Here is a 21,655-nt window from a genome sequence, read left to right as displayed (position 1 = left end):
AATATTGGCCGTGCTGCCAAACACGACCCGTTACTACTTCGTTATCATCTGCGGCAACATCGGCGCCGCTGCAGATTCGTTAAAAATTGTTTTGAAACCAGCTCTTGAGCCGCGATACGAAACCGTCTTGGCGTACGCGGCCATGACCACCACTTTCGGTTTGGTGCTTAATGCCGTAGTGCAGCAGGCCCACGCTGGTTGCATAGATCGGGTTGCGCACAATGTCGTTCAAACCGCGAACATCCTGCGGTGAGCCAATGCGCACCGGCATGTGGAAAATTTCCTCGGCAAGCTCAACAACCCCTTCCATTTTGGAGGTGCCACCGGTCAGCACGATGCCGGCCGCGCACAAATCCTCGTAACCGCTGCGTCGCAGCTCCGCCTGTACCAAGGTGAACAACTCGTCGTAGCGGGGTTCGACGACTTCTGCCAGCGCCTGACGCGACAACTCTCGCGGCGCCCGCTCGCCAACGCTGGGAACCTTGATCGTCTCGCCCTCACCGGCAAGCTGGGTTAAGGCACAGGCGTATTTAATTTTGATCTCTTCGGCGTACTGGGTCGGTGTGCGCAACGCCATCGCAATGTCATTGGTCACCTGGTCGCCAGCTATGGGAATCACGCCGGTATGGCGAATGGCACCGTCGGTGAAGATGGCGATATCACTGGTGCCACCGCCAATGTCGACCAGGCAAACGCCCAGCTCTTTTTCGTCGTCAGTCAGCACGGAATAGCTCGATGCCAGCTGCTCCAGAATGACGTCTTCAACCTCCAGCCCACAGCGACGAATACACTTCTCAATATTTTGGATGGCATTCACCGCACAGGTAACTAAGTGCACCTTTGCCTCTAGCCGAACCCCCGACATCCCGAGCGGTTCTTTGATGCCTTCCTGCTCATCGATGACGAATTCCTGCGGCAGGATATGCAGCACCTTTTGATCAGCCGGGATCGCTACCGCCTGCGCGGCATCGATAACGCGATCCAGATCCAGCTGGAATACTTCGCGATCGCGGATGGCGACAATGCCGTGGGAATTCAGGCTGCGAATATGGTTGCCAGCAATCCCGACATACACACTGTGGATCTCGCAACCCGCCATCAGCTCAGCCTCTTCGATGGCCCGCTGGATGGATTGCACGGTGGACTCGATATTCACCACCACGCCCTTCTTTAAGCCGCGCGATGGGTGAGAGCCGATGCCAACGATCTCCAGTTTGTCTTCGTCGTTAATGGCGCCGACAATCGCCACGACTTTCGACGTGCCAATATCGAGACCGACAACCATTCTTCCGGCATTTGAACTAGACATAGCTGCACTTCCCCCAAGCTCTGCACGGCGCATAGTGTGAGCGTGCATTGCCGCTAACTATTTTTCCTAACGCACTGTGCATGGTTATCCCTTATCACTGTGTTGAGTCCGCGCAACCGCGAGACCATTTATGTAGCGCATATCAACCCGCGCAACGGTGGCGAAATCTGCCGCTAAATACTTGCGGTAAACCCACAGAAATCGCCGTAATTTTTCCAGTGGCTCCTGGCGCCCCAACACCAGCTCCACATTCTCGTCGATGCGGGCGGTCCAGCTGCCTCGCGCATCCATTTCCAAGTGTTGTAAGGTGAGCTGTTCATCACCCAGCAACTGACTCATCAACCGGTACTGCCGCATTATTTCTATCGCACTGCCCTTCGGGCCATCTAAGCGCGGCAAGTCTGCACCGTAATCACTGCCATCCTGAGGAACGAAAATCCGCCCTCGATGGTTAAGCAAACCGCCCCGTCCCCACACGGCTATCGGGGTTTCTTCAACAATGGTGATCTTCAATTCCCGCGGCCAAAGCCGCTCCACCACTGCGCGATATACCCATGGCTCCTGCTCAAGTTCGGCCTGAATAGCCTCGAGGTCCAAGCCGATATATCCCACCGCTAACTGACCAGTAACCCGTTCAACCAGCACATCGCGATCCACACGCTGCAAGTCACCGGCAAACACCACCCGCTCCACAGGTATGGCATCCAACTTGGCGGACAGCCGCTCCACCCCGTAAACAAAGCCAAGCACAGCAACTAACAACAGCAGCCGGTTGGCTATTCGCCCCCACTCACGGCGATTGCCGCGCTTGCTGCGCTCTGTCTCTTTGCGCGAGCTTTTAAAGCGGTTTTGCTTAGCGGCCATTCGCGTCTGCCTCACCGGCGAGGCTGCTGTGCAGCACCCGCAGTACCAATTGCTCGAAATTCATGCCTGCTTGTTTAGCGGCCATTGGCACCAAACTGTGATCCGTCATCCCCGGTACGGTGTTAACTTCCAATAAGTAAAAACGGCCGTCGGCACCACGCATTACATCAACGCGCCCCCAACCTCGACAGCCAACCGCGTCGAAGGCCTTTAACGCGAGGTCACGTAACTCCGCCTCATCGTGATCGTTCAGTCCCGCTGGGCAGTGATAGCGGGTGCTATCCGACAAATACTTGGCATTGAAGTCGTAAAACGCCGCATCAGTTTCCAAACGAATCGCAGGCAAGGCCTCGCCATCGAGTATCGCCACGGTATATTCACCACCGCTTACCCACTGCTCAGCGAACACCCGCCCATAGGGTTTTGCGGCAAGCCACGCCTGCTCTAATTCACTGGCATTACACGCCTTCGACATGCCAATACTCGAGCCTTCACAGGCGGGCTTTACAATGGCCTCACCCAACTCGTTGGCGATCGCCGACCAATTGCTGCGCTCGTCCAATTCCACAAACTTCGGCGTGCTAAGCCCGCAGCCCAGCCACAATAATTTGCAGCGCAACTTGTCCATTGCCAGCGCAGAGGCCATGACGCCGCTGCCCGTGTAACGCACACCCAGGCACTCCAGTGCGCCCTGAACGGTGCCATCCTCGCCACCGGGGCCATGTAGCGCCAAAAAACAGTGAGAGAACGCCGCAAGCTCACTCATCCAACCATCGCCAGCGGTATCAATCTTAGTGACCGCCAAACCTTGTGCGGCTAGCGCGTCAGCAACGGCCGCGCCACTGCGCAGCGAGACTTCACGCTCCGCGCTGTTGCCACCCAGCAGCACAGCGACTCTGCCGTCTGTCGCCTGCACAATGTCGTTGAGCACTACTTTCGTCATTACTTATGTCCAATCCTGGTTGGCCAGTTGCTGCGCAACGGCGCCGATATTGCCGGCACCTTGCGTCAACAGCACATCGCCGGGGCGCAAGTGAGGCTTGAGCTGTTCATAAACGCGCTCCGGTCCATCGATAAACAGCGGTTCAAGCGCCCCCTGCAAGCGAATACTGCGGCACAGGCTGCGACTGTCGGCACCGGGGATCGGATTCTCACCGGCGGCATAAACATCCAACAGCGCCAGCGCATCGGCGCTGCCCAGCACCTTGACGAAATCCTCGTAAAGATCGCGAGTGCGGGTGTAGCGGTGAGGCTGATACAGCATCACTAGGCGCCGATCCGGCCACGCCTGACGCGCAGCGGCCAGAGTGGCGGCAACCTCGGTGGGGTGATGGCCGTAATCATCGACCAACATAAAGCTGCCGTCGGCGAGTGCTTGTTCGCCATAACGCTGGAAGCGCCGCCCCACACCCTGAAAGTTTGCAATGCCTCGACAGATGGCCTCGTCAGCCAAACGCTCGTCACTCGCCACCGCCACCGCCGCTGTGGCGTTGAGTACATTGTGAATACCGGGCTGCCCAATACACAGCGATAAGGCCTCGCCACTGCGCCGCGCAACGGTGAAATGGCTTTTCAGTCCGTCCTGCTTGACGTCTTGAATACGAAAATCCGCATCCTCCGAAAAGCCATAGGTCAGCGTTTGGCGACCAATCTCGGGGAGCAACTCACGAATCACCGGGTCGTCGACGCAGACCACAGCCACACCGTAAAACGGCAGGTTGTGCAAAAACTCGATAAAGGTTTTCTTCAAACGGCCAAAATCGCCGTCGTAGGTATCCATGTGGTCGGCTTCAATATTGGTCACCACTGACACCATGGGCTGCAGATGCAAAAACGAGGCATCACTCTCATCGGCCTCGGCAACCAGGTAGCGGCTTTCGCCCAGCGCCGCATTGGTGCCCGCACTGTTTACCAAACCACCGATAACAAATGTCGGGTCCAGGCCCGCTTCGGCGAAAATGGAGGTAATCAAGCTGGTTGTCGTCGTTTTCCCATGGGTACCCGCAACTGCAATGCCGTGCCGATAACGCATCAGCTCGGCCAACATTTCCGCGCGCGGCACAACGGGAATACGCAATTCGCGCGCGGCAATAACTTCGGGGTTGTCGCTGTTCACCGCACTCGAGACAACCACAACATCGCAACCGGCAATGCGCTCACCCTCATGACCGAAAGCAATACTGGCGCCAAGGCGCTGCAGCCGCGCCGTACTGGGCGATGCCTTCAAGTCCGAGCCAGAAACAACGTAACCCAGATTCAGCAATACCTCGGCGATACCGCACATTCCTGCGCCGCCAATACCCACGAAGTGAATGCGCTTCACGCGGCGCATCTCTGGAACAATGAAAGGATGCTTAGTGACCATGGGCATACTCCATACAGTAGTCCGCAGCCACCTCGGCAGCATCAGTTTTGGCCAGGGCCCGCGCCGATTGAGCTTGGCTCAGACGCAAGGCTGGCTGCGCCGCAAGGTCAGTTAAGCGTGCCGCCAAGGCCTCGGGAGTCAGCTCTTTTTGGTCGAGGATTTCACCTGCCCCACCGTCGACAAACCACTGGGCATTGGCCCGCTGATGATCATCAATGGCATGCGGCAAGGGAATAAGAATGGCTGGCAAACCTGCCGCGGCAAGCTCGGCTACCGTCAACGCCCCCGCCCGGCATATCACTACATCAGCCCAGCTGTAAGCTTCTGCCATATCATCAATAAAGGCGTCAGCGCGCACCTCGGCGCCAATGGCTTGGTAGGCCTCCCGCACCACACCCTCGTGAGCGCGACCAGTCTGATGCCACAGTTGCACCCCGGTGAGCCCTGACAGCAATGGCCACATATTGACCATGCAATCATTGATGGCCTTCGCGCCCAAGCTGCCTCCCAGTACAAGCACCCGTAAGCCTTGATCACGGCCGGATAAACGCTGCTCCGGTGCAGCAATATTGGCAATTTCGGCACGCACGGGGTTACCGATATAGCAGCTTTTCGCACCGCCAAGTGCAATTGGGTAACCGGTCAGGCAGCGCCGCGCGAGCCTCGCCAACACCCGGTTAGTGGTGCCGGCGACGGCGTTTTGCTCGTGTATCAATACCGGAATACCCAGAATTTTTGCGGCCAATCCGCCAGGCCCAGAGGCGTAGCCCCCCAAGCCAATAACGCAAAACGGCTTGATCTTTCGCAGCAGCCTCATGCTTTGCAGCACCGCAGTCCCCGCCTTAAACAAGGCAGCAATGCGAAAAACCGGGTTCTTACCGCGCACGCCCGCCATATTTAAACAATGCAAAGGAATATTCGCAGCGGGGACCAGGCGCGCCTCAATACCGGCAGCAGTGCCCAGCCAATGCACATCAACACCGCGCTCGGACAATACCCCGGCCACCGATAACGCCGGAAAAACATGCCCGCCGGTGCCGCCCGCCATAATAAGTACACAGGGTTTATCGGCCATGCTCCCCCCTGCATTCACGTTCTATTCGCGCAACTAATGCCACCATGGCCATACACACCATCAAGCTGCTACCACCGTAACTAAAGAAGGGCAGGGTCAGGCCCTTGGTCGGTAACAAGCCGGTATTCACTCCCATATTGATAAATGCCTGGGCGCTGATCATCATCGCTACACCGTAGGCAACGAACGCATGAAAACGCCTACTGGTAAGCTCCGCATGCCGCCCAATCGCCAAGATACGTCCCACCAACCCAACAAAGAGCCCCAGAATGACCAAGGTGCCGATAAACCCGAACTCCTCGGCAAAAATTGCGAACACAAAATCCGTGTGCGCCTCGGGAAGGTAAAACAGCTTCTGTACGCTGTTGCCAAAACCAACGCCCGTCAGCTCGCCACGACCGAAAGCAATCAGTGACTGAGTGAGCTGATAGCCACTATTGAATTGGTCCGCCCAAGGATCGGTAAATGCTGTTAAACGTTTCATCCGATAGGGCTCAAAAATTACCAGCGCAACGGCGCCCGCAACGCAGCCAAGAATGACCAGTAAAAACTGACCAAGTTTCACGCCGCCCAAGAAAATCATGACAAAGGCAGTGCCAGCAGTTACCACCGTGGCACCAAAATCCGGCTCCAACATCAGTAACAGCGTCAGCGCAAATAGCACGGCCATCGGCTTGATAAACCCAGACCACCGTTCCTTCACTTCATCGCCGCGACGAACCAGATAGCCCGCCAAATAAAAGATGACAAAGAGCTTCACAAATTCCGAGGCCTGTAGCGTCAATGGCCCCACCGCCAACCAGCGGCGACTGCCGTTTACTTCACGCCCTACGCCCGGCACCAGCACCAGCGCCAACAACAAGAAGCCAATCAGCAACCACAACCAACCGGTTTTCTCCCAAAAATCGATGGGGGTGAGATACATCACCGCACTCAATGCCAGCGCCAACGTAAAATGCATGCCGTAGCGCTTAGCGAAGAAGAACGTGTCGCCATAGCGACTAGCGGCATGCTCTACCGATGCCGAGGTCATCGCGACAAAGCCCACGGCCAGCAATGCCAATAACAGCAGCTGCAAGTGCCGATCTATTTGCTGAACTTCCTGCCAAATCATTAGGGGCTTAACCATGGGCAAGCTCCCGAACAGCGGCACTAAACTGTTCGCCGCGATCGCTGTAGCTGCGGAACATGTCGAAACTTGCACAGGCCGGAGAGAGAAGTACAACGTCTCCAGTTTGAGCAAAGGTTAACGCGCCTTGCACAGCAGCAGCCATGCTCTGCTCGCGTCGACAAGGTACGTGCTCTGCGAGACAGGCTTCGATCGCGGCGGCCGCCTCGCCAATCACCACTGCCGCTCGGCCGCTTCTGCGCATGGCTTCAGCCAGCGGCGAAAACTCCCCGCCCTTGGCCAAACCACCGGCAATCAATACGATTTTTCCACTCTCAGCTAAGCCTTCTATTGCCGAGACCGATGCCCCGACATTGGTGCCTTTCGAGTCATTGTAAAAACGCACGCCATCGATCTCTGCCACAAACTCACAGCGGTGCGGCAGACCCGAAAATTCTCGCAAGGCGTCAAGCATTACCGGTGTATCAATCCCTGCTGCGGCGCCTATGGACAGTGCCGCCAATGCATTGCTCAGGTTATGGCGCCCCGCTATGCGCAATTCACTTGCCGCCATTAGCGGCTCACGCGCCAGCGCCAAGTAGCGCCCGCCCGGCTGCTCCAAAACGCCAAAGCGCCGAAAATCTGAGTGGCCCAGCGAAAAGCTCCATACTTCGACATCGTCGGGCACCAGGGGCTGCGTGAGTGACTGGTCAGCATTGACAACGGCTTTTTTGCAGCCTTGAAAAATTCGGTGTTTCGCTTGGTGATAGTTGAGCATGCTGCCGTGGTGGTCTAAATGATCAGCACTGATATTCAGCACTGTCGCCACCTCTGCACCAAGCATTGCACAGCGCTCTAGCTGGAAGGACGAGAGCTCCAATACATACAGCTGGACATCGTCGTCCAACAACTCCAGAGCAGGCGTGCCCAGATTCCCGCCGACCGCAACGCGAATGCCGGCCCGCTCAGCCATTAAGCCCACCAACGTGGTGACCGTACTTTTCCCATTCGATCCGGTGATTGCCACAATCGGCGCACTCGCCGCTTGGTGAAATAAATCAATGTCACCGCTGACGCGAATGCCCGCCGCCGAGGCCGCTGCAATCGCCGGCTCGCTCAACGGGATACCCGGGTTCACCAGCAATTCGCTGGCGCCGATAAACTGGTCTTCGGAGAAGGGGCCAAGCTGCAGCTCAACATCGGGGAACGCCTGGCGAAACGCATCGAGCCCTGCCGGTTGCTCTCGACTGTCGGCAACAGTGAAGGGCAAGCCACGCGCACTCAAATAGCGGGCAACAGAAAGCCCGGTGGCTCCGATCCCCACAATGACGCGTTTATTGTCCGACGCTATTACGCTCACCTTGACTCTCTTATTACCGTAGTTTCAATGTTGCCAGGCCAAACAGCACCAGCATCACAGTAATGATCCAAAAACGTACGATTACCCGCGGTTCAGGCCACCCCTTTAATTCAAAGTGATGATGGATAGGCGCCATACGGAAAATGCGCCGTCCCGTCAGTTTGAACGATGCAACCTGCAAAATGACCGACACCGTTTCCAATACAAATATGCCGCCCATGATGAAAAACACGATCTCATGGCGGGTAATCACCGCAATACAACCCAGGGTTGCCCCCAGAGCCAGGGCGCCCACATCACCCATAAAAACTTGCGCGGGATAGGTGTTAAACCACAAGAAACCGAGCCCGGCGCCAGCCAGGGCGCCGCATATCACAATGAGCTCCCCTGCGCCCGCGACGTAAGGAATATGCAGGTATTCGGCAAACTTCACGTGCCCGGTAAGGTAGGCGATCAAGCCCAGCGCTGCGCCCACCAATACCGTGGGCAGAATCGCCAAGCCATCTAGACCATCAGTCAGGTTCACCGCATTGCTGGCGCCAACGATCACGAAGTAACACAGCACCATAAACAGCGGCCCCATTTGCCAGCTGAGATTTTTAAAGAACGGGAAGTACAGCGTAGTGTCGACGGGGCTGTCTGCGGTGATATACAAGAAAACCGACGCACCGATGCCCGCAACACTTTGCCAGAAGTATTTCCATCGCGCGGGCAGTCCGCGGGGGTTGCGCTCGATAACCTTGCGGTAGTCATCAACCCAGCCCACCGCGCCGAAAATAAAGGTGACGATCAATACGGTCCACACGAAGGGGTTGCGCAGGTCGGCCCACAGCAAGGTACTGGTAAATATCGCGACCAGAATTAAGGCGCCGCCCATGGTCGGAGTCCCGGATTTACTCAGGTGGGACTTCGGGCCATCATCGCGAATGGCCTGACCAATTTGATAGAAGTTCAACTTGCGGATCATCGCCGGCCCGACTAACAACGAAATAGCCAAAGCAGTTAACACTCCGAGAATGCCGCGAAAACTAAGATATTGGAAAACCGCAAATCCGCTAATATGCTGGCTCAGGTATTCTGATAACAGTAACAGCATGTCAGCTGTCCCCCTTGGACAATTGTTGTTGTAATACCTGCACCACGGCCTCCATTGCGGCGCTGCGGGATCCTTTAATTAGCACGGCATCAATGCCCTGTGTGTCATCAGCCAGCTGCGATAGCAGCGCTGAATTATCGCCATAAGCGCGCGCGCCCTCGCCAAAGCGCGCCGCCATCGCACTGGCATATTCGCCAACGACAATGAAACGCTCGATACCCGCTTTCGCGGCGTACTCGGCAATTCGCAGGTGCTGGTCGGCGGCGTTCTCTCCCAGCTCAGCCATGGTGCCAAGCACCAGCGCCCGCTGCCCTTGCTCATTGGCCAGAACATCAATCGCCGCTCGCACGGAGCCAGGGTTGGCGTTGTAGCTGTCGTCGATAAGCGTGACACCTGCAATTGTTTCCCGCGACAGCCGGCCTTTGGCATTTCGTACCAGCCGGAACCCCTGGGGCAATTGCCCAGGTTCAACGCCCAGTGCTAATGCGGCCGCCGCCGCCGCCAGGGCATTGGCAACCATATGGCGACCCGGCAGGGGCAACTCGACCGCTACGCTGCCCTCCGGGCAGTGCAAGGTGAATAGCGATCTCCCTGCCTGCAACTGAATATCGCTGGCGTAAATATCTGCCGACGCAGACTCGACGCTAAACGTGACCCGTCGGCAATGCGCGGCCCTTTCTTGCCAGCGCGAGCAGTACTGATCGTCGGCGTTAATGACCGCAAGGCCATCAGCCGGAAGGGCTTCAAATATTTCGCCCTTGGTGTTTGCCACACCATCCAGCGAGCCAAAGCCTTCAATATGTGCCGGCTGTGCGTTGGTCAAAATCGCGACACGAGGGCTAGCAAAGTCGCACAGGTAGCGAATGTCGCCAGCCTTGGCGGCACCCATCTCAATCACCGCAAAATCGTGCTCAGCGCTCAGTCGCAACAACGTAAGGGGAACACCCAGTTCATTGTTGTAATTGCCCGCCGTTGCCAACACATTGCCACGCACGCTCAACAGCGCCGCCAATATTTCTTTGGTTGATGTTTTGCCGCTGCTGCCAGTCAACGCGACCAACGCGCCGCGGTATTGCCGGCGATTCTCCCGCGCCATAGCGCCAATAGCGGCATAGCTGTCTTCAACTTGAACACAGGGCAGGCGTTCACTCACTGTATTCACAAGCGCTGCAGCCGCGCCATTTTCCGCCGCTGCGTCAATGAAGTTGTGACCATCAACGTGCTTACCCGGCAACGCGACAAAAAGACTTTGGTCACGGCTACGGCGGCTATCGATCTCCACCGAAGACACCGCTACATCCTCGCCGTAAACGCGTCCCTGACAAAGTGCAGCGATTGTCGACAGCGACATTGGCTGAATCATATTGCCTCCCTACGACCGATAGCCCGATGGGCCACCGCTAGGTCGCTAAAAGGAAGCTGTTGACCACCGATATCCTGGCTTTGCTCGTGGCCTTTCCCGGCTATAAGCACCACATCACCCGGCTGAGCACCGGTAATCGCCGCCAATATGGCACGCTCGCGATCAACCTCTGCCTCAACGCCACTAAGGTCAGAAATACCAGCGCAGATATCATCGATAATGTCTTGTGGCGCCTCGCTGCGAGGGTTGTCGCTAGTAACATAAAGACGATCAGCCCCAGCGGCGGCTGCGCGTCCCATCAACGGGCGCTTGCCACGGTCTCGCTCGCCACCGCAACCAAACACGCAAAACAGCTGGCCACTGCATACCGGACGCAAGCTATCGAGCACCTTCGTCAAGGCATCTTCGGTATGGGCGTAGTCGATCACAACCAGCACCCCGTCTTCACTGCGCAAGCACTGCATTCGGCCCGGCACTGGCTGCAGAGCCTCCAATACATTGGCAATCTGCTGTGGAGCAATGCCCCGAGCGAGCAACACACCACATGCGGCTGCCAGGTTGGCCAAATTGAAGTCGCCCAACAACGGCGTATCAATATCGATCCGCCCCCAGGGGCTGTGCAGCACGGCTCGGCTGCCGGAAATATCGCTTGCCAGCCGCTCAACATAGATCTGCGCAGCGGCATCACTCAGGCTGTAATCAATTATCTGCGACGCCGCTGCACTGGCTATCAATTGCCGACCAAATTCGTCGTCGCGATTGATGACCGCCAGCCCCAGATTTGGCCAATTAAACAAACGGGCCTTCGCCGCAGCGTACGCCGCCATGCTGCCGTGATAATCGAGATGATCTTGGCTTAAATTGGTAAATATCGCCGCGTCGAAATGCAGCGCTTCAACGCGGTGTTGCGCCAAGCCGTGAGAGGACACTTCCATAGAGGCCCAGCGCGCGCCGCCCTCACACCAACTGGCTAGCAGCGCCTGTATGGATACCGCGTCGGGCGTGGTATTTCCGGCTGGTTTCAAGTCGCCCAGACGACCATTGCCCAAGGTACCGACGATCCCGCAGGGCTCACCCATGGCCTCAAGCAGTTGCGCCAACATCCAACTGCAGCTGGTTTTGCCATTGGTGCCCGTTATGCCTATCAGGCGCATAGCCTGTGAAGGGTGAGCAAAATACTTACCGGCAATTTCACTAACGCGCTCAGCTAGCTGGTCAACGGGCAACACCGGCAACGACCATGTCGAAGTGTCACACGGCGCATCGGCAATAACCGCAACGGCGCCTGCCGCGACGGCCGCATTGATATGGTCACGACCATCGTGAGCATGACCTTTTAATGCCAGAAAAACCTTGCCCGGCTTAATTTTTCGGCTATCCAGGCACAGGCCAGCCACGGGAATTGCCGCCACATCGGCACTGACACCAGGCAGTAAATCACCCAGGCTGCGCTCACTCGGCTTGCTATAGCGGGCTACAGAGGTCATGCGGCGGCATCCCCCCGGTCTTCGCCTTCAGCTTCAGGCTCAACATCATCCGGCGCAATATTCATCAAGCGCAGCGCGTCGGCAACGACACTGGAAAATACCGGCGCGGCCACTAGCCCGCCAAAATAATCACCCTCCGGCTCATCAATCGTCACGACTGCAACAATGCGCGGGTCACTGGCCGGCGCCACGCCGGCAAACAGCGAAAAATAGCGGTCTTCCGCATAGCCACCAGCAACGGCTTTGTGCGATGTTCCAGTCTTTCCTCCAACGCGGTATGCCGCTACGCGGGCTCGCGTGGCTGTGCCGCCAGGCTGCGTAACCAGCTCCAGCATATCAACCACCTGGCGGGCGACTTTCGGAGCAATCACCTGCCGGTGCTCGGCGGGCTCCTGACGCTTCAGCATACTCACCGGCTGAAACACACCGTGGTTCGCAAATACGGAATAAGCTTGAGCGAGCTGGAGGTTGGTAACCGTCATGCCATAACCAAAGGACAACGTCGCCCGTTCGATCGCTCGCCAATTCGGACGGTTAGGCAGTACTCCGCTGCTCTCCCCGGGAAACCCGGAGCCGGTATCACGGCCAAAGCCGAATCGCTGAAAAACACGCCACACTTCTTGCTCGTCCAGCGACAGTGCAATTTTGGTAGTGCCAACTTGGCTGGATTTTTTCAATACTTCCGCTACGGTCAGCACGCCGTAGTTGCGATGATCTTCAAGTAGCTTAGGCCCCACCTTGATATAACCGGGGTGGGTGTTTATTTCGGTATCCGGCTGATAGCGGCCACTCTCGAGTGCAGCGACCAATGTCATCGGCTTCACCGTTGAACCCGGTTCAAACATGTCGATAACAGCGCGATTGCGCAACGCGCTCGGATTAAGCTGACTGCGGTTATTCGGGTTGTACGAGGGTTGATTCACCATCGCTAACACTTCACCGCTCTTACTATCGAGAATAACGACCGAACCGGCTTTAGCGCCGGTTCGTTTAAGTGCTGCTTTTAATTCTCGGTAGGCCAAGTACTGCAAGCGTAAATCTATGCTGAGCTGGAGGCTCTTTCCGGGGCTCGCCTCCTTCCCGGCATCGATCTCCCTAATAATATTGCCATACAGATCTTTTAATACTCGCTTGCGGCCGGGCTCGCCGTTGAGCCATTCGTCATAGGCCAACTCTAAGCCTTCCTGACCTCGGTCATCGATATTCGTAAAACCCAGTAAATGTGCCGTGACCTCACCCGCGGGATAAAACCGCCGGTATTCGCGCTGCAGGTAAACCCCCGGCACTTTTAATGCGAGGATAGCTTTCGCGTCTTGCGGTGCGAGATGGCGGCGCAGGTACATAAACTGGCTATTGCTGTAACGCTCCATTTTTCTGGACAATTCTGCAACCGACATCGACAGTGCACGCGCCAGCTTCGGCCAGGCGTCTTTCTGTTTGCCCAGCTCTCTGGGGTTTGCCCAAATTGACGCTACCGGTGTGCTAACCGCCAGCGGTTCGCCATTGCGGTCCGAGATCATGCCACGGTGTGCGGGAATGACTTCACTGCGAATCGTCCTGGCATTACCCTGCCCCTGCAGGAACTCATAGCCGCGATCAACATCAAGCACCTGCAAGGTCAGGGTGCGCGCAAGCAGCATGGCAGCCAGCACCAGCAGGCCGGCCACAACAACGCGAAACCGCCAAGGCGATATCGGTGCTTTAACCTGCTTTGCCATAACCCCTAACCATTTTTACCTCACGCATATCAGGCGCTTTCATTTTTAATTTATCTTCAGCCAGACCCTGCACTCTATCGGGCGACGCCCATGTGCTCTGCTCCAACAACAGACGCCCCCACTCTTCATCTAACTGCATAGCGTCGCGTCGCAAATCTTGTAACTCACTAAATAACTTGCGCGATTTATGCGAGCTTTGAATCAGCGCCAACGCTGACACCAAAACCAGAACAAACAGCAGCGGCACCCAAAACCCGCCAAAAGGCGCAACCTCAGCATTCTCACGCTGTTTTTTTTTCGGCTTGCCAGCGGCCGCCACCTAGCGCTCCCCCAGTTTTTCAGCAACTCGCATCACCGCGCTGCGCGCTCTGGGGTTCGCTGTCACCTCTTGCTCACTCGGCTTCACTGCTTTACCGACCAGTCGCATCGTCCGCCCAACCTGATCATCGGTAACAGGCAAATACGCCGGCACCGACTCGCCCTGGGCTTGTCGACGCATAAAACGCTTTACGATGCGGTCCTCCAGCGAGTGGAAACTGATAACAACCAACCGACCGCCGGGCCGCAGGCGCTCAACAACTTTTTCTAGCAGGCGCTCTAGGTCGCCCAATTCGTTATTGATGTATATGCGTATCGCCTGAAACGCTCGCGTTGCTGGGTGCTTGTGCTTCTCCCAAGAGGGGTTCGCCTCCGCCACAATTTTTGCCAACTGCAGCGTTCTTGTTATTGGCTGTTCCGCTCTAGCCTCAACAATCGCTCGCGCGATACGCTTGGCAAAGCGCTCTTCGCCATAGACTTTGAGCACCCGCGCGATATCGCTCTCTTCCGCCTCAGCCAACCACTGCGCTGCACTCTGGCCTGACTCGGTATCCATGCGCATATCAAGGTCGCCATCGCGCAGAAAACTAAAGCCGCGTTCGGCTTCATCCAGCTGCGGCGACGAGACACCAAGATCAAGCAGCACGCCGTCGATACCCTCGCGCCAACCGGCACACTCCAGCAATTCATCGAGCTCGGCAAATGAACCTTTGCGCATCTGGAAACGCTGATCTTCAGCCATTAAGGCAGCGCCAGACTCACAGGCACGAGGATCTTTATCGATCCCCATTAGCAGCCCCGCTTCGCCCAAGCTTTCCAGGATTAACCGGCTGTGGCCGCCACGCCCAAACGTTCCGTCCACATAGCAGCCATCACTTGGCCCCATGAGTGCCGAAACCGCCTCGTTGCGCAGTACCGTCAGATGCTGTTCCAAAGCGCCCCCTTAAAGTGACAGCGACAGCATTTCTTCCGGCATCGACTCATCGTCATCGCCGGTATCGAGCTCCTGGTTCCAGCCCGACTCACTCCAAAGCTCTAATTTTTTCCCCTGCCCGATAAGCATCAATTTCTTTTCTAAATTTGCGTAGTCACGCAGGGTCTGTGGCAATAACACGCGGCCATTGCCATCAAGCTCAAGCGGCGTGGCATAACCAAGCAACAAGCGCTGCATACGTCTGGCCTTGCGATGGATATTGGGCAAGGCCTCAATTTTTGGCTGTAAATCCAGCCATTGGGGCTCGGGGTAGACCAACAGGCAGCGCTCTTCTGTATGAGCAGTGACAACCAAACGCCCCTCACACACGGACGAAAGGGCATCGCGCACCTTGGCTGGAATCGCCATGCGCCCCTTTGCATCCATTGTGATTGCGTAGCTGCCGATAAACACGCTAGCCCACCTTTATCCCTTCAAAATCCACTTTCACACCACCTGAGCCCACAAAATGCCACTTTTCACCACTACGCGACACTATATGAACTGTGCAGCATTTATGTCAAGGAAGACGCACCGCAAAACGCAGGGATTTTTCGCAAATATGTTGTGAAATGGCAGGCAAAATCGCGGAACTTGCAAAAACGAAGAAAACTAAGGCATGAAAAACAAGCACATAAAAACACTACTTAAAGTAAACCCTTAAGTAGATGGCTCGTTATCGGAGAAATAAACAGAAAAGAAGAAAAATGAGTCGGCCTATAAGCCGGGTTCTGTCGTGGACGACCATTCATCTGGGGCCTGCGTCACCGCAAACCTCAAGCAGCCTACCCGAATCCACTGCGGGTCGCAGCGTAGGATTCCTATTTGGCCTTGCTCCAAGCGGGGTTTACCATGCCACGAACTGTTGCCAGTCGCGCGGTGCGCTCTTACCGCACCATTTCAACCTTACCGGCAGCCGAAGCTACGTAGGCGGTATATTTTCTGCTGCACTTTCCGTAGGCTCTCGCCCCCCAGGCGTTACCTGGCGCTTTACCCTATGGAGCCCGGACTTTCCTCCCCGCGCTTGCGCGCAGAGCGGCCGCCCAGCCGACTCAACTGTAAGAATAACCAGTACTTTAAAAAGACACAAGCCCGAGCGGCTATTTTTTTAGGGGTTGCTCTAACCCGTATTGATAAAGACGGTTTTTCTTAACCCCGGTAAGCTTCGCCGCTATCGAAGCGGCCTGCTTCATCGGCAGTTCGCTGCGAAGTATATCGAAGCAGCGCACTACCTCCGGACTAAGGTCGCCCTCCTTCGCCTGATACCCAGCCACCAACAGCACACACTCACCCCGCTGCTGATTGCGATCGCCAGCCACCCACGCAGCCAATTCATCAGCGGGAAGCCTTGCCACCGTCTCATATAATTTAGTGAGCTCCCTCGCCAACACCACCACACGATCACCGCCAAAGCACCGCGCTATATCCCGCACACAATCCAGCAACCGATGGGGAGCCTCATAAAAAATCATGGTGCGAGGCTCTGCTTTGAGGGCGTCCAGCTGCTTGCGGCGGGCCTGCTCTTTGGCGGGCATAAACCCTTCAAATGTAAAACGGTCTGACGGCAAACCTGCGACCGACAGAGCCGCTATCAGAGCGCTTGCTCCGGGAATGGGCGATACCCGAAACCCCTCCGCCAACACTGCATCGACAAGGCGATAACCGGGGTCTGAGATCAGCGGCGTACCGGCATCAGAAATGAGCGCGATACTACCGCCGCTGCGCAGAATATCGAGCAAGCGCTCGGTATCCTTGCTGCCGCTGTGGTCATGGTAGGCGATCATAGGGGTAGTAATACCGAAATGCGCCAATAAAGGGGCGCTGCGGCGCGTATCCTCCGCCGCAATCCGATCTACCGATTGTAGGACTTCCAGCCCTCGGGGTACCATATCGGCGAGATTCCCGAGAGGTGTGGCAACGACGAAAAGCGTGGGAGTCGACTCCAAAAGGACTATCCTCTAATGAACCAGCTGGCGAAGACTAACAACGGCATAATGATGAAGACAAGATTTTTCGCGCTCGCGATCATTGGCGCAGCACTCGCTGCCTGTTCCAGCGCACCGAGTTCGCCAACCGCTACGCAGCAGGAACCCCTGACAAGCTACGATGAGATTCGCCAGCGCCCCAGCACCCCGATAAACCGGCAAGCACTCGAGTTTAACCCTGCCACGGCGAAATCCGAAGATGTTGAATTGTGGCTGCAACAAGCCATGAGTCTGGACCCAGAAGCCGCGCAAGAGCTTCAACTGCGCGCGGCCGAAGTGCTTCTTAGAGACGGAGAGATGGGGCGCGCGGACGACACCGTACGAGATTTGGTCGCACCGGAATTAACCCCGAATCAAGCACTTCGCCTGGCCCTTGTCAGAGCGCGAATTCACCGCGCGCACGCGGAATTTAGCGAGGCGCTGATCCAGCTGTCAGATCCATTAATTGAGCAGGCAATGCTGGAAGCCCCCCTTCGGCGCCAACTGCAATTCAGCCAGCTTAGGGCGTCGCTGTTTGCCATTGAGGGCGACCACCTTGCCGCCGTACGGGAATGGATATTTATCGATCCGCTGCTCACCCGCAGTCAGCAGGAGCAGAACCGCGATGCTATTTGGCAATCGCTGATGCAGATTCCAACGTCCGTACTGCTCGACAAACTCGACAGCGCCAGCAACCGCGACTATCTTGGCTGGCTCGAGCTTGCCTCGGTTGCCAAAGACAATCAGGGCGATATTGAAGCGCAGATTCGCCAGCGCGATACATGGCTGGCACGCTGGCCCAACCACCCCGGTCGCCACCCACTACCCGGCGGCCTGGATCAGCTCGACAGCCTAATTGTTGACCAGCCCACGAAACTCGCGCTCATCCTGCCATTCACCGGGCGCTTTGCCAGTTATGGCAAGGCCATACGCGACGGCTTTATCGCCGCCTACATGCAGGCGCAGGAAAACCAGGCCAGAACCCCGGAAATTATTCTCTACGATAGTGGTAGCGGCGACATCAATCGGCTGCTCGATCAAGCCATTAGCGACGGCTGCGAATTGGCTATCGGCCCTCTGCGTAAGGAAAAACTCGACGAGCTGATTAGTCAGCACCCCAAAATGATGCCGATCCCCACCCTGGCGCTCAACCGTATCGAAGGGGATCAATTCCCCAGCGGCCTCTATCAATTCGGCCTTAACCCGCAAGATGAAGCGGAGCAGATTGCGGATATTGCGCGCAATAAAGGCCTACAACGAGCGATGATCATCACCCCAGAGGGCAACTGGGGCAGCAAGGTGGCACAGGCCTTCGCCCAGCGCTGGCAACAAGCCGGCGGCTATATTAGCGACAGCACCAACTTTAACGCTAAATCCAACGACTATTCCAAGCGCATAAAACAACTGCTTCATATCGACCAAAGTGAACAGCGTCGACGTCGACTGCAACAAATTATTGGCATGACGCCTTACTTCGAACCCTATCGCCGCAGCGATGCCGACATGATTTTCTTGGTGGCTCGCCCGAACGAAGGCCGCGCCGTGAAGCCGCTTTTGGCCTACCACTATGCGGGCGACCTACCCGTCTACGCGACATCACATATCTACCGCGGCAACACTGACCGCTCCCGGGACCAGGACATCAACGGTATTCACTTTGTCGATATCCCCTGGGTGTTCAACAGTGACTCCGCCATACGCCAAGCCATTAATGCGCACTTTGCTCGCAGCGATGCCTTTCAGCGCATGTATGCCCTGGGCGTAGACAGCTTCCGTTTGCATATGCGTATTAATCAATTACGCACGGGCAGTGGGCAAGTATTCGGCGAAACAGGCACACTCACCTTGAATGCCTTGGGCCAAATAGAGCGCGAACTCACACTGGCGGAAATTCGCGGGGGTGTCGCGGTCATCGATGCATCAAGCCAGGAATAAACTTGTTTAACCGCAAGCAAAAAGGCGATAACGCCGAGCGTTCAGCCTGCGACTTCCTGCGCAAACAAGGCCTTATCATCGTCCAGCAAAATTTTCGTAGCCGCTTTGGAGAGATCGACATTATTGCTAAGGACGGAGAAACACTGGTGTTTGTAGAGGTCCGCTTGCGCAATAACCGTCGCTTCGGCGGAGGTGCGGAATCGGTCGACCGACACAAGCAACAGCGCATTATCCAAACGGCCTCACTCTACCTAGCAACTCACAGCCAGTGCGAACTTCCCTGCCGTTTCGATGTCATTGAAGCATCGGAGCAGCAAGGCAAATTCCAACTACACTGGCTACCTAATGCCTTTCAGCTATAAGGATTCCGCACTGTGGATCAATCAGAACACGTGGTAGACCTGTTTCACCGCCACATAGAGAGCTGCATGTACACCATGGAAGCACTTGGTGAAGGTATTGCGAAAGCCAGTGACGGTATCGTCGAGTCCATGCTCAGCGAGAACAAAGTTATCTGTTGTGGCGAGGGCACTCAGGGCTTAATCGCCCAACATCTTGTTACCAACCTGCTTAACCATTTTCAGCATGAGCGCCCAGCGCTTCCGGCGATGGCGCTAACGACGGATTCAGCGACTGCCACGGCAATCGCATCCCAGTCAGGTTACAACGATATATTTGCCAATCAGATCCGGGCATTAGGTCATCGCGGTGACTGCCTCTTCATCTGCTATCAGGGCGGCAGTGCGAATACGCTGCGCTGCATTCAGGCTGCACACGAACGCGAAATGCGCGTAATCGGCCTCTCGGGCCCAGATGCCAGTGACGCTAGCGCGCTGCTGCAAGCCGATGATATTGAGCTGGTCTTTCCCGTGGACAATGCCGCCCGCCTAACAGAAATGCAGCTTGTTGCTGTTCACGCAATATGCGAGCTCATCGACAGCCAACTATTTGGAAGTTATTGATATGAATACTTACCTTCGCACCTTGCAGGCGCTAGCTTTGTCCCTGAGTCTTGCTTCCTGCACGCAGATACTCACTGCTACTAACGACGCACCGATACAGGAAGACCCCGGTAGTCGCAGCCTTGGCAGCTATATTGACGACCAAATTATTGAAACCAAAGCCACCGTCAATATCCGCAAAACCCGCCCGGAGCTCGAGGACGCACACATTAACGTCACCAGTCACAACGGCATTGTGTTGCTCACAGGACAAGTAGCTAACGCCGAGCTAAAACAGCAAGCCGCCGCCGTTGCTGACAAGCTCAAAAAAGTGCGAAAGGTGCACAACGAACTCAGCATTGGCGAAGCCAGCAGCATGCTCACACGCAGCAATGACAGCTGGCTGAGCACCAAGGTCAAAAGCCGCCTATCCCTTAACGAACAGCTGGATGCATCGCGCATCAAGGTCGTTACAGAAAAGGGTGTCGTCTATTTGATGGGTTTAGTATCAAAGAGTGAATCAGATATCGCGGCGCGCGTGACCAGCGAAACAAAAGGCGTGCAAAAAGTGGTAAGGGTATTTGAATACTACTAGGGAGGTAAGTAGCCCTAGGATTCGGGCTACTGCTGTTACTTGACTACTTTCAGGCTTGGCCGCCCCGGCTGCGGCTTAGTGCTCGACGTCGCGTCGGAGCCCGCCCCATCCGGCGGTGTTGTCGGCGGCTCGTCGGCATCGAACAGCATGCCCTGGCCATTTTCTCTGGCGTAAATTCCGAGCACAGCGGCAACGGGCACACGGATATCCTGCGCAACACCGCCAAACCGCCCCCGAAAACCCAGCTCGTCGTTGCCGACATCAAGACCAACAACAGCAGACGGAGAGATATTAAGAACAATTTGACCGTCTTGCACAAACTGCTGGGGCACTTCCACCCCCTCCATCATGGCATTCACCAGAATGTAGGGAGTGCAGTCATTATCGACGACCCATTCATAGATCGCTCGGATCATGTAAGGGCGGCTGGAGTTCATTGCCATAGTGATTAGGCCGCGCTGTTTTCGCCGCGCATTTCCCGCTCTTTCTGGGTCAAGCTCTCCTGGAATGAGGGGCGCTCAAACAGGCGAACCATGTATTCCAGCAGTGGCTTGGACTGACGAGTCTGAGGAATTTCCACGCCCAGCTGCTCCAATCGCCATAGAATCGGAGCTAAACAGCAGTCCACCAATGTGAACTCTTCATTCATAAAGAATGGCTTTTCAGCGAAAATCGGTGCGATCGTCAGCAGGCTGTCACGCAGCTCTTTGCGCGCTTTATCCTGAGCTTTTTGGCTTCCGTTCTGAATTTCATCAACCAGACGACACCAGTCGCGCTCGATACGATAAATGTACTGACGGCTCTCACCACGCGCTACTGGATATACCGGCAGCAATGGCGGATGAGGAAAACGCTCATCGAGGTATTCCATCATCACTTTTGACTCATACAAAGCCAAATCGCGATCCACCAGGGTCGGCAAACTACCATAGGGGTTGAGCTCAGCGACTTCCTCGGGAAGGTTGCTTGGATCAACGTCAACAATATCGACGGTTACACCCTTTTCTGCCAATACAATCCGCACACGATGGCTATAGTGGCTGGCTGCATCAGAAAAAAATGTCATTGTAGAACGCTTGGCAACAACGCCCATTGAACTCACCTCAAACTATCAATCTATATGACAAGAAACGGGCAGACCTCAAAATGAAGCCGCCCGTCCATAAAACCCAGCTGTTCGCAGG

Annotated in this window: 21 protein-coding genes and 1 other RNA gene; 4 read left to right on the top strand and 18 right to left on the bottom strand. The window is 56.1% G+C overall.

Annotated elements, in window-relative coordinates; all coding sequences use genetic code 11:
• Positions 1 to 79: 79 nt before the first annotated feature.
• From ftsA to rsmI, 16 genes are all read right to left on the bottom strand, one after another.
• Positions 80 to 1,309: a cell division protein FtsA gene (gene ftsA / locus B3K78_RS00360; protein ID WP_204997309.1), complete on the bottom strand. Its 1,230-nt coding sequence runs from the start codon at positions 1,307 to 1,309 to the stop codon at positions 80 to 82.
• Positions 1,310 to 1,393: 84 nt separating this feature from the next.
• Positions 1,394 to 2,173: a cell division protein FtsQ/DivIB gene (locus tag B3K78_RS00355; protein ID WP_286693872.1), complete on the bottom strand. Its 780-nt coding sequence runs from the start codon at positions 2,171 to 2,173 to the stop codon at positions 1,394 to 1,396.
• Complete coding sequence (locus B3K78_RS00350) at positions 2,163 to 3,116, bottom strand: D-alanine--D-alanine ligase (protein ID WP_286693871.1); 954 nt, start codon at positions 3,114 to 3,116, stop codon at positions 2,163 to 2,165. Before B3K78_RS00350 ends, B3K78_RS00355 begins: the two co-directional genes overlap by 11 nt.
• Before the next feature lie 3 nt (positions 3,117 to 3,119).
• Complete coding sequence (gene murC, locus B3K78_RS00345; protein ID WP_286693870.1) at positions 3,120 to 4,538, bottom strand: UDP-N-acetylmuramate--L-alanine ligase; 1,419 nt, start codon at positions 4,536 to 4,538, stop codon at positions 3,120 to 3,122.
• Positions 4,528 to 5,613, bottom strand: a complete 1,086-nt coding sequence (gene murG / locus B3K78_RS00340) for an undecaprenyldiphospho-muramoylpentapeptide beta-N-acetylglucosaminyltransferase (RefSeq protein ID WP_286693869.1) — start codon at positions 5,611 to 5,613, stop codon at positions 4,528 to 4,530. The genes murC and murG overlap by 11 nt, the downstream gene beginning before the upstream one ends.
• Positions 5,603 to 6,742 carry a putative lipid II flippase FtsW gene (gene ftsW / locus B3K78_RS00335; RefSeq protein ID WP_286693868.1) on the bottom strand — a complete coding sequence of 380 codons (1,140 nt, stop codon included), beginning with the start codon at positions 6,740 to 6,742 and terminating at the stop codon, positions 5,603 to 5,605. Before ftsW ends, murG begins: the two co-directional genes overlap by 11 nt.
• Positions 6,735 to 8,081, bottom strand: coding sequence for a UDP-N-acetylmuramoyl-L-alanine--D-glutamate ligase (gene murD / locus B3K78_RS00330; protein ID WP_286693867.1), 1,347 nt, complete (start codon positions 8,079 to 8,081; stop codon positions 6,735 to 6,737). The genes ftsW and murD overlap by 8 nt, the downstream gene beginning before the upstream one ends.
• A 13-nt stretch (positions 8,082 to 8,094) precedes the next feature.
• A complete protein-coding gene (mraY, locus tag B3K78_RS00325; protein ID WP_027874539.1) occupies positions 8,095 to 9,177 on the bottom strand; it encodes a phospho-N-acetylmuramoyl-pentapeptide-transferase in 1,083 nt (360 codons plus the stop codon).
• Between the two features lies 1 nt (position 9,178).
• A complete protein-coding gene (locus tag B3K78_RS00320; protein WP_286693866.1) occupies positions 9,179 to 10,540 on the bottom strand; it encodes a UDP-N-acetylmuramoyl-tripeptide--D-alanyl-D-alanine ligase in 1,362 nt (453 codons plus the stop codon).
• Entirely contained in the window at positions 10,537 to 12,027 is a 1,491-nt protein-coding gene (locus tag B3K78_RS00315) for a UDP-N-acetylmuramoyl-L-alanyl-D-glutamate--2,6-diaminopimelate ligase (RefSeq protein WP_286693865.1), read from the bottom strand. Before B3K78_RS00315 ends, B3K78_RS00320 begins: the two co-directional genes overlap by 4 nt.
• On the bottom strand, positions 12,024 to 13,745 hold the full coding sequence (locus B3K78_RS00310) for a peptidoglycan D,D-transpeptidase FtsI family protein (RefSeq protein WP_204997300.1): 1,722 nt from the start codon (positions 13,743 to 13,745) through the stop codon (positions 12,024 to 12,026). The genes B3K78_RS00315 and B3K78_RS00310 overlap by 4 nt, the downstream gene beginning before the upstream one ends.
• Positions 13,729 to 14,064 (bottom strand): cell division protein FtsL, encoded by a 336-nt coding sequence (gene ftsL / locus B3K78_RS00305; protein WP_286693864.1) that lies wholly within the window; start codon positions 14,062 to 14,064, stop codon positions 13,729 to 13,731. The genes B3K78_RS00310 and ftsL overlap by 17 nt, the downstream gene beginning before the upstream one ends.
• Positions 14,065 to 14,997, bottom strand: coding sequence for a 16S rRNA (cytosine(1402)-N(4))-methyltransferase RsmH (gene rsmH, locus B3K78_RS00300; RefSeq protein WP_286693863.1), 933 nt, complete (start codon positions 14,995 to 14,997; stop codon positions 14,065 to 14,067).
• A 9-nt stretch (positions 14,998 to 15,006) separates the two neighbouring features.
• Positions 15,007 to 15,450: a division/cell wall cluster transcriptional repressor MraZ gene (gene mraZ, locus B3K78_RS00295; protein WP_027874545.1), complete on the bottom strand. Its 444-nt coding sequence runs from the start codon at positions 15,448 to 15,450 to the stop codon at positions 15,007 to 15,009.
• 290 nt (positions 15,451 to 15,740) lie between these two features.
• Positions 15,741 to 16,091: RNase P RNA component class A (rnpB, locus tag B3K78_RS00290), an RNA gene on the bottom strand.
• A 45-nt stretch (positions 16,092 to 16,136) separates the two neighbouring features.
• Positions 16,137 to 16,982: a 16S rRNA (cytidine(1402)-2'-O)-methyltransferase gene (rsmI, locus tag B3K78_RS00285; RefSeq protein WP_286693862.1), complete on the bottom strand. Its 846-nt coding sequence runs from the start codon at positions 16,980 to 16,982 to the stop codon at positions 16,137 to 16,139.
• Between the two features lie 15 nt (positions 16,983 to 16,997).
• Between rsmI and B3K78_RS00280 the strand changes: the two genes are divergently transcribed.
• The 4 genes from B3K78_RS00280 to B3K78_RS00265 are packed head-to-tail and all read left to right on the top strand — an operon-like array spanning position 16,998 to position 20,471.
• The gene (locus B3K78_RS00280) at positions 16,998 to 18,935 is read left to right on the top strand and encodes a penicillin-binding protein activator (RefSeq protein ID WP_204997296.1); all 1,938 of its coding nucleotides are present in this window, start codon (positions 16,998 to 17,000) and stop codon (positions 18,933 to 18,935) included.
• 2 nt (positions 18,936 to 18,937) lie between these two features.
• Positions 18,938 to 19,297 carry a YraN family protein gene (locus tag B3K78_RS00275; protein WP_286693861.1) on the top strand — a complete coding sequence of 120 codons (360 nt, stop codon included), beginning with the start codon at positions 18,938 to 18,940 and terminating at the stop codon, positions 19,295 to 19,297.
• A 12-nt stretch (positions 19,298 to 19,309) separates the two neighbouring features.
• Positions 19,310 to 19,897: a D-sedoheptulose-7-phosphate isomerase gene (locus B3K78_RS00270; protein ID WP_286693860.1), complete on the top strand. Its 588-nt coding sequence runs from the start codon at positions 19,310 to 19,312 to the stop codon at positions 19,895 to 19,897.
• Between the two features lies 1 nt (position 19,898).
• The gene (locus B3K78_RS00265) at positions 19,899 to 20,471 is read left to right on the top strand and encodes a BON domain-containing protein (protein WP_027874549.1); all 573 of its coding nucleotides are present in this window, start codon (positions 19,899 to 19,901) and stop codon (positions 20,469 to 20,471) included.
• A 35-nt stretch (positions 20,472 to 20,506) separates the two neighbouring features.
• On the opposite strand, the gene B3K78_RS00260 is transcribed toward B3K78_RS00265, so the two are convergent.
• Both B3K78_RS00260 and sspA read right to left on the bottom strand, forming a co-directional pair.
• Entirely contained in the window at positions 20,507 to 20,914 is a 408-nt protein-coding gene (locus B3K78_RS00260) for a ClpXP protease specificity-enhancing factor (protein ID WP_286693859.1), read from the bottom strand.
• 5 nt (positions 20,915 to 20,919) lie between these two features.
• A complete protein-coding gene (sspA, locus tag B3K78_RS00255) occupies positions 20,920 to 21,564 on the bottom strand; it encodes a stringent starvation protein SspA (protein WP_286693858.1) in 645 nt (214 codons plus the stop codon).
• Between the last annotated feature and the right edge of the window lie 91 nt (positions 21,565 to 21,655).

The organism is Spongiibacter sp. UBA1325, assembly GCF_002306875.1.
In the GTDB taxonomy this organism is placed as follows: Bacteria; Pseudomonadota; Gammaproteobacteria; order Pseudomonadales; family Spongiibacteraceae; genus Spongiibacter; species Spongiibacter marinus.
The sequence above is the reverse complement of the archived record's forward strand: the minus strand, read 5'-3'. Positions and strand labels throughout refer to the sequence as shown.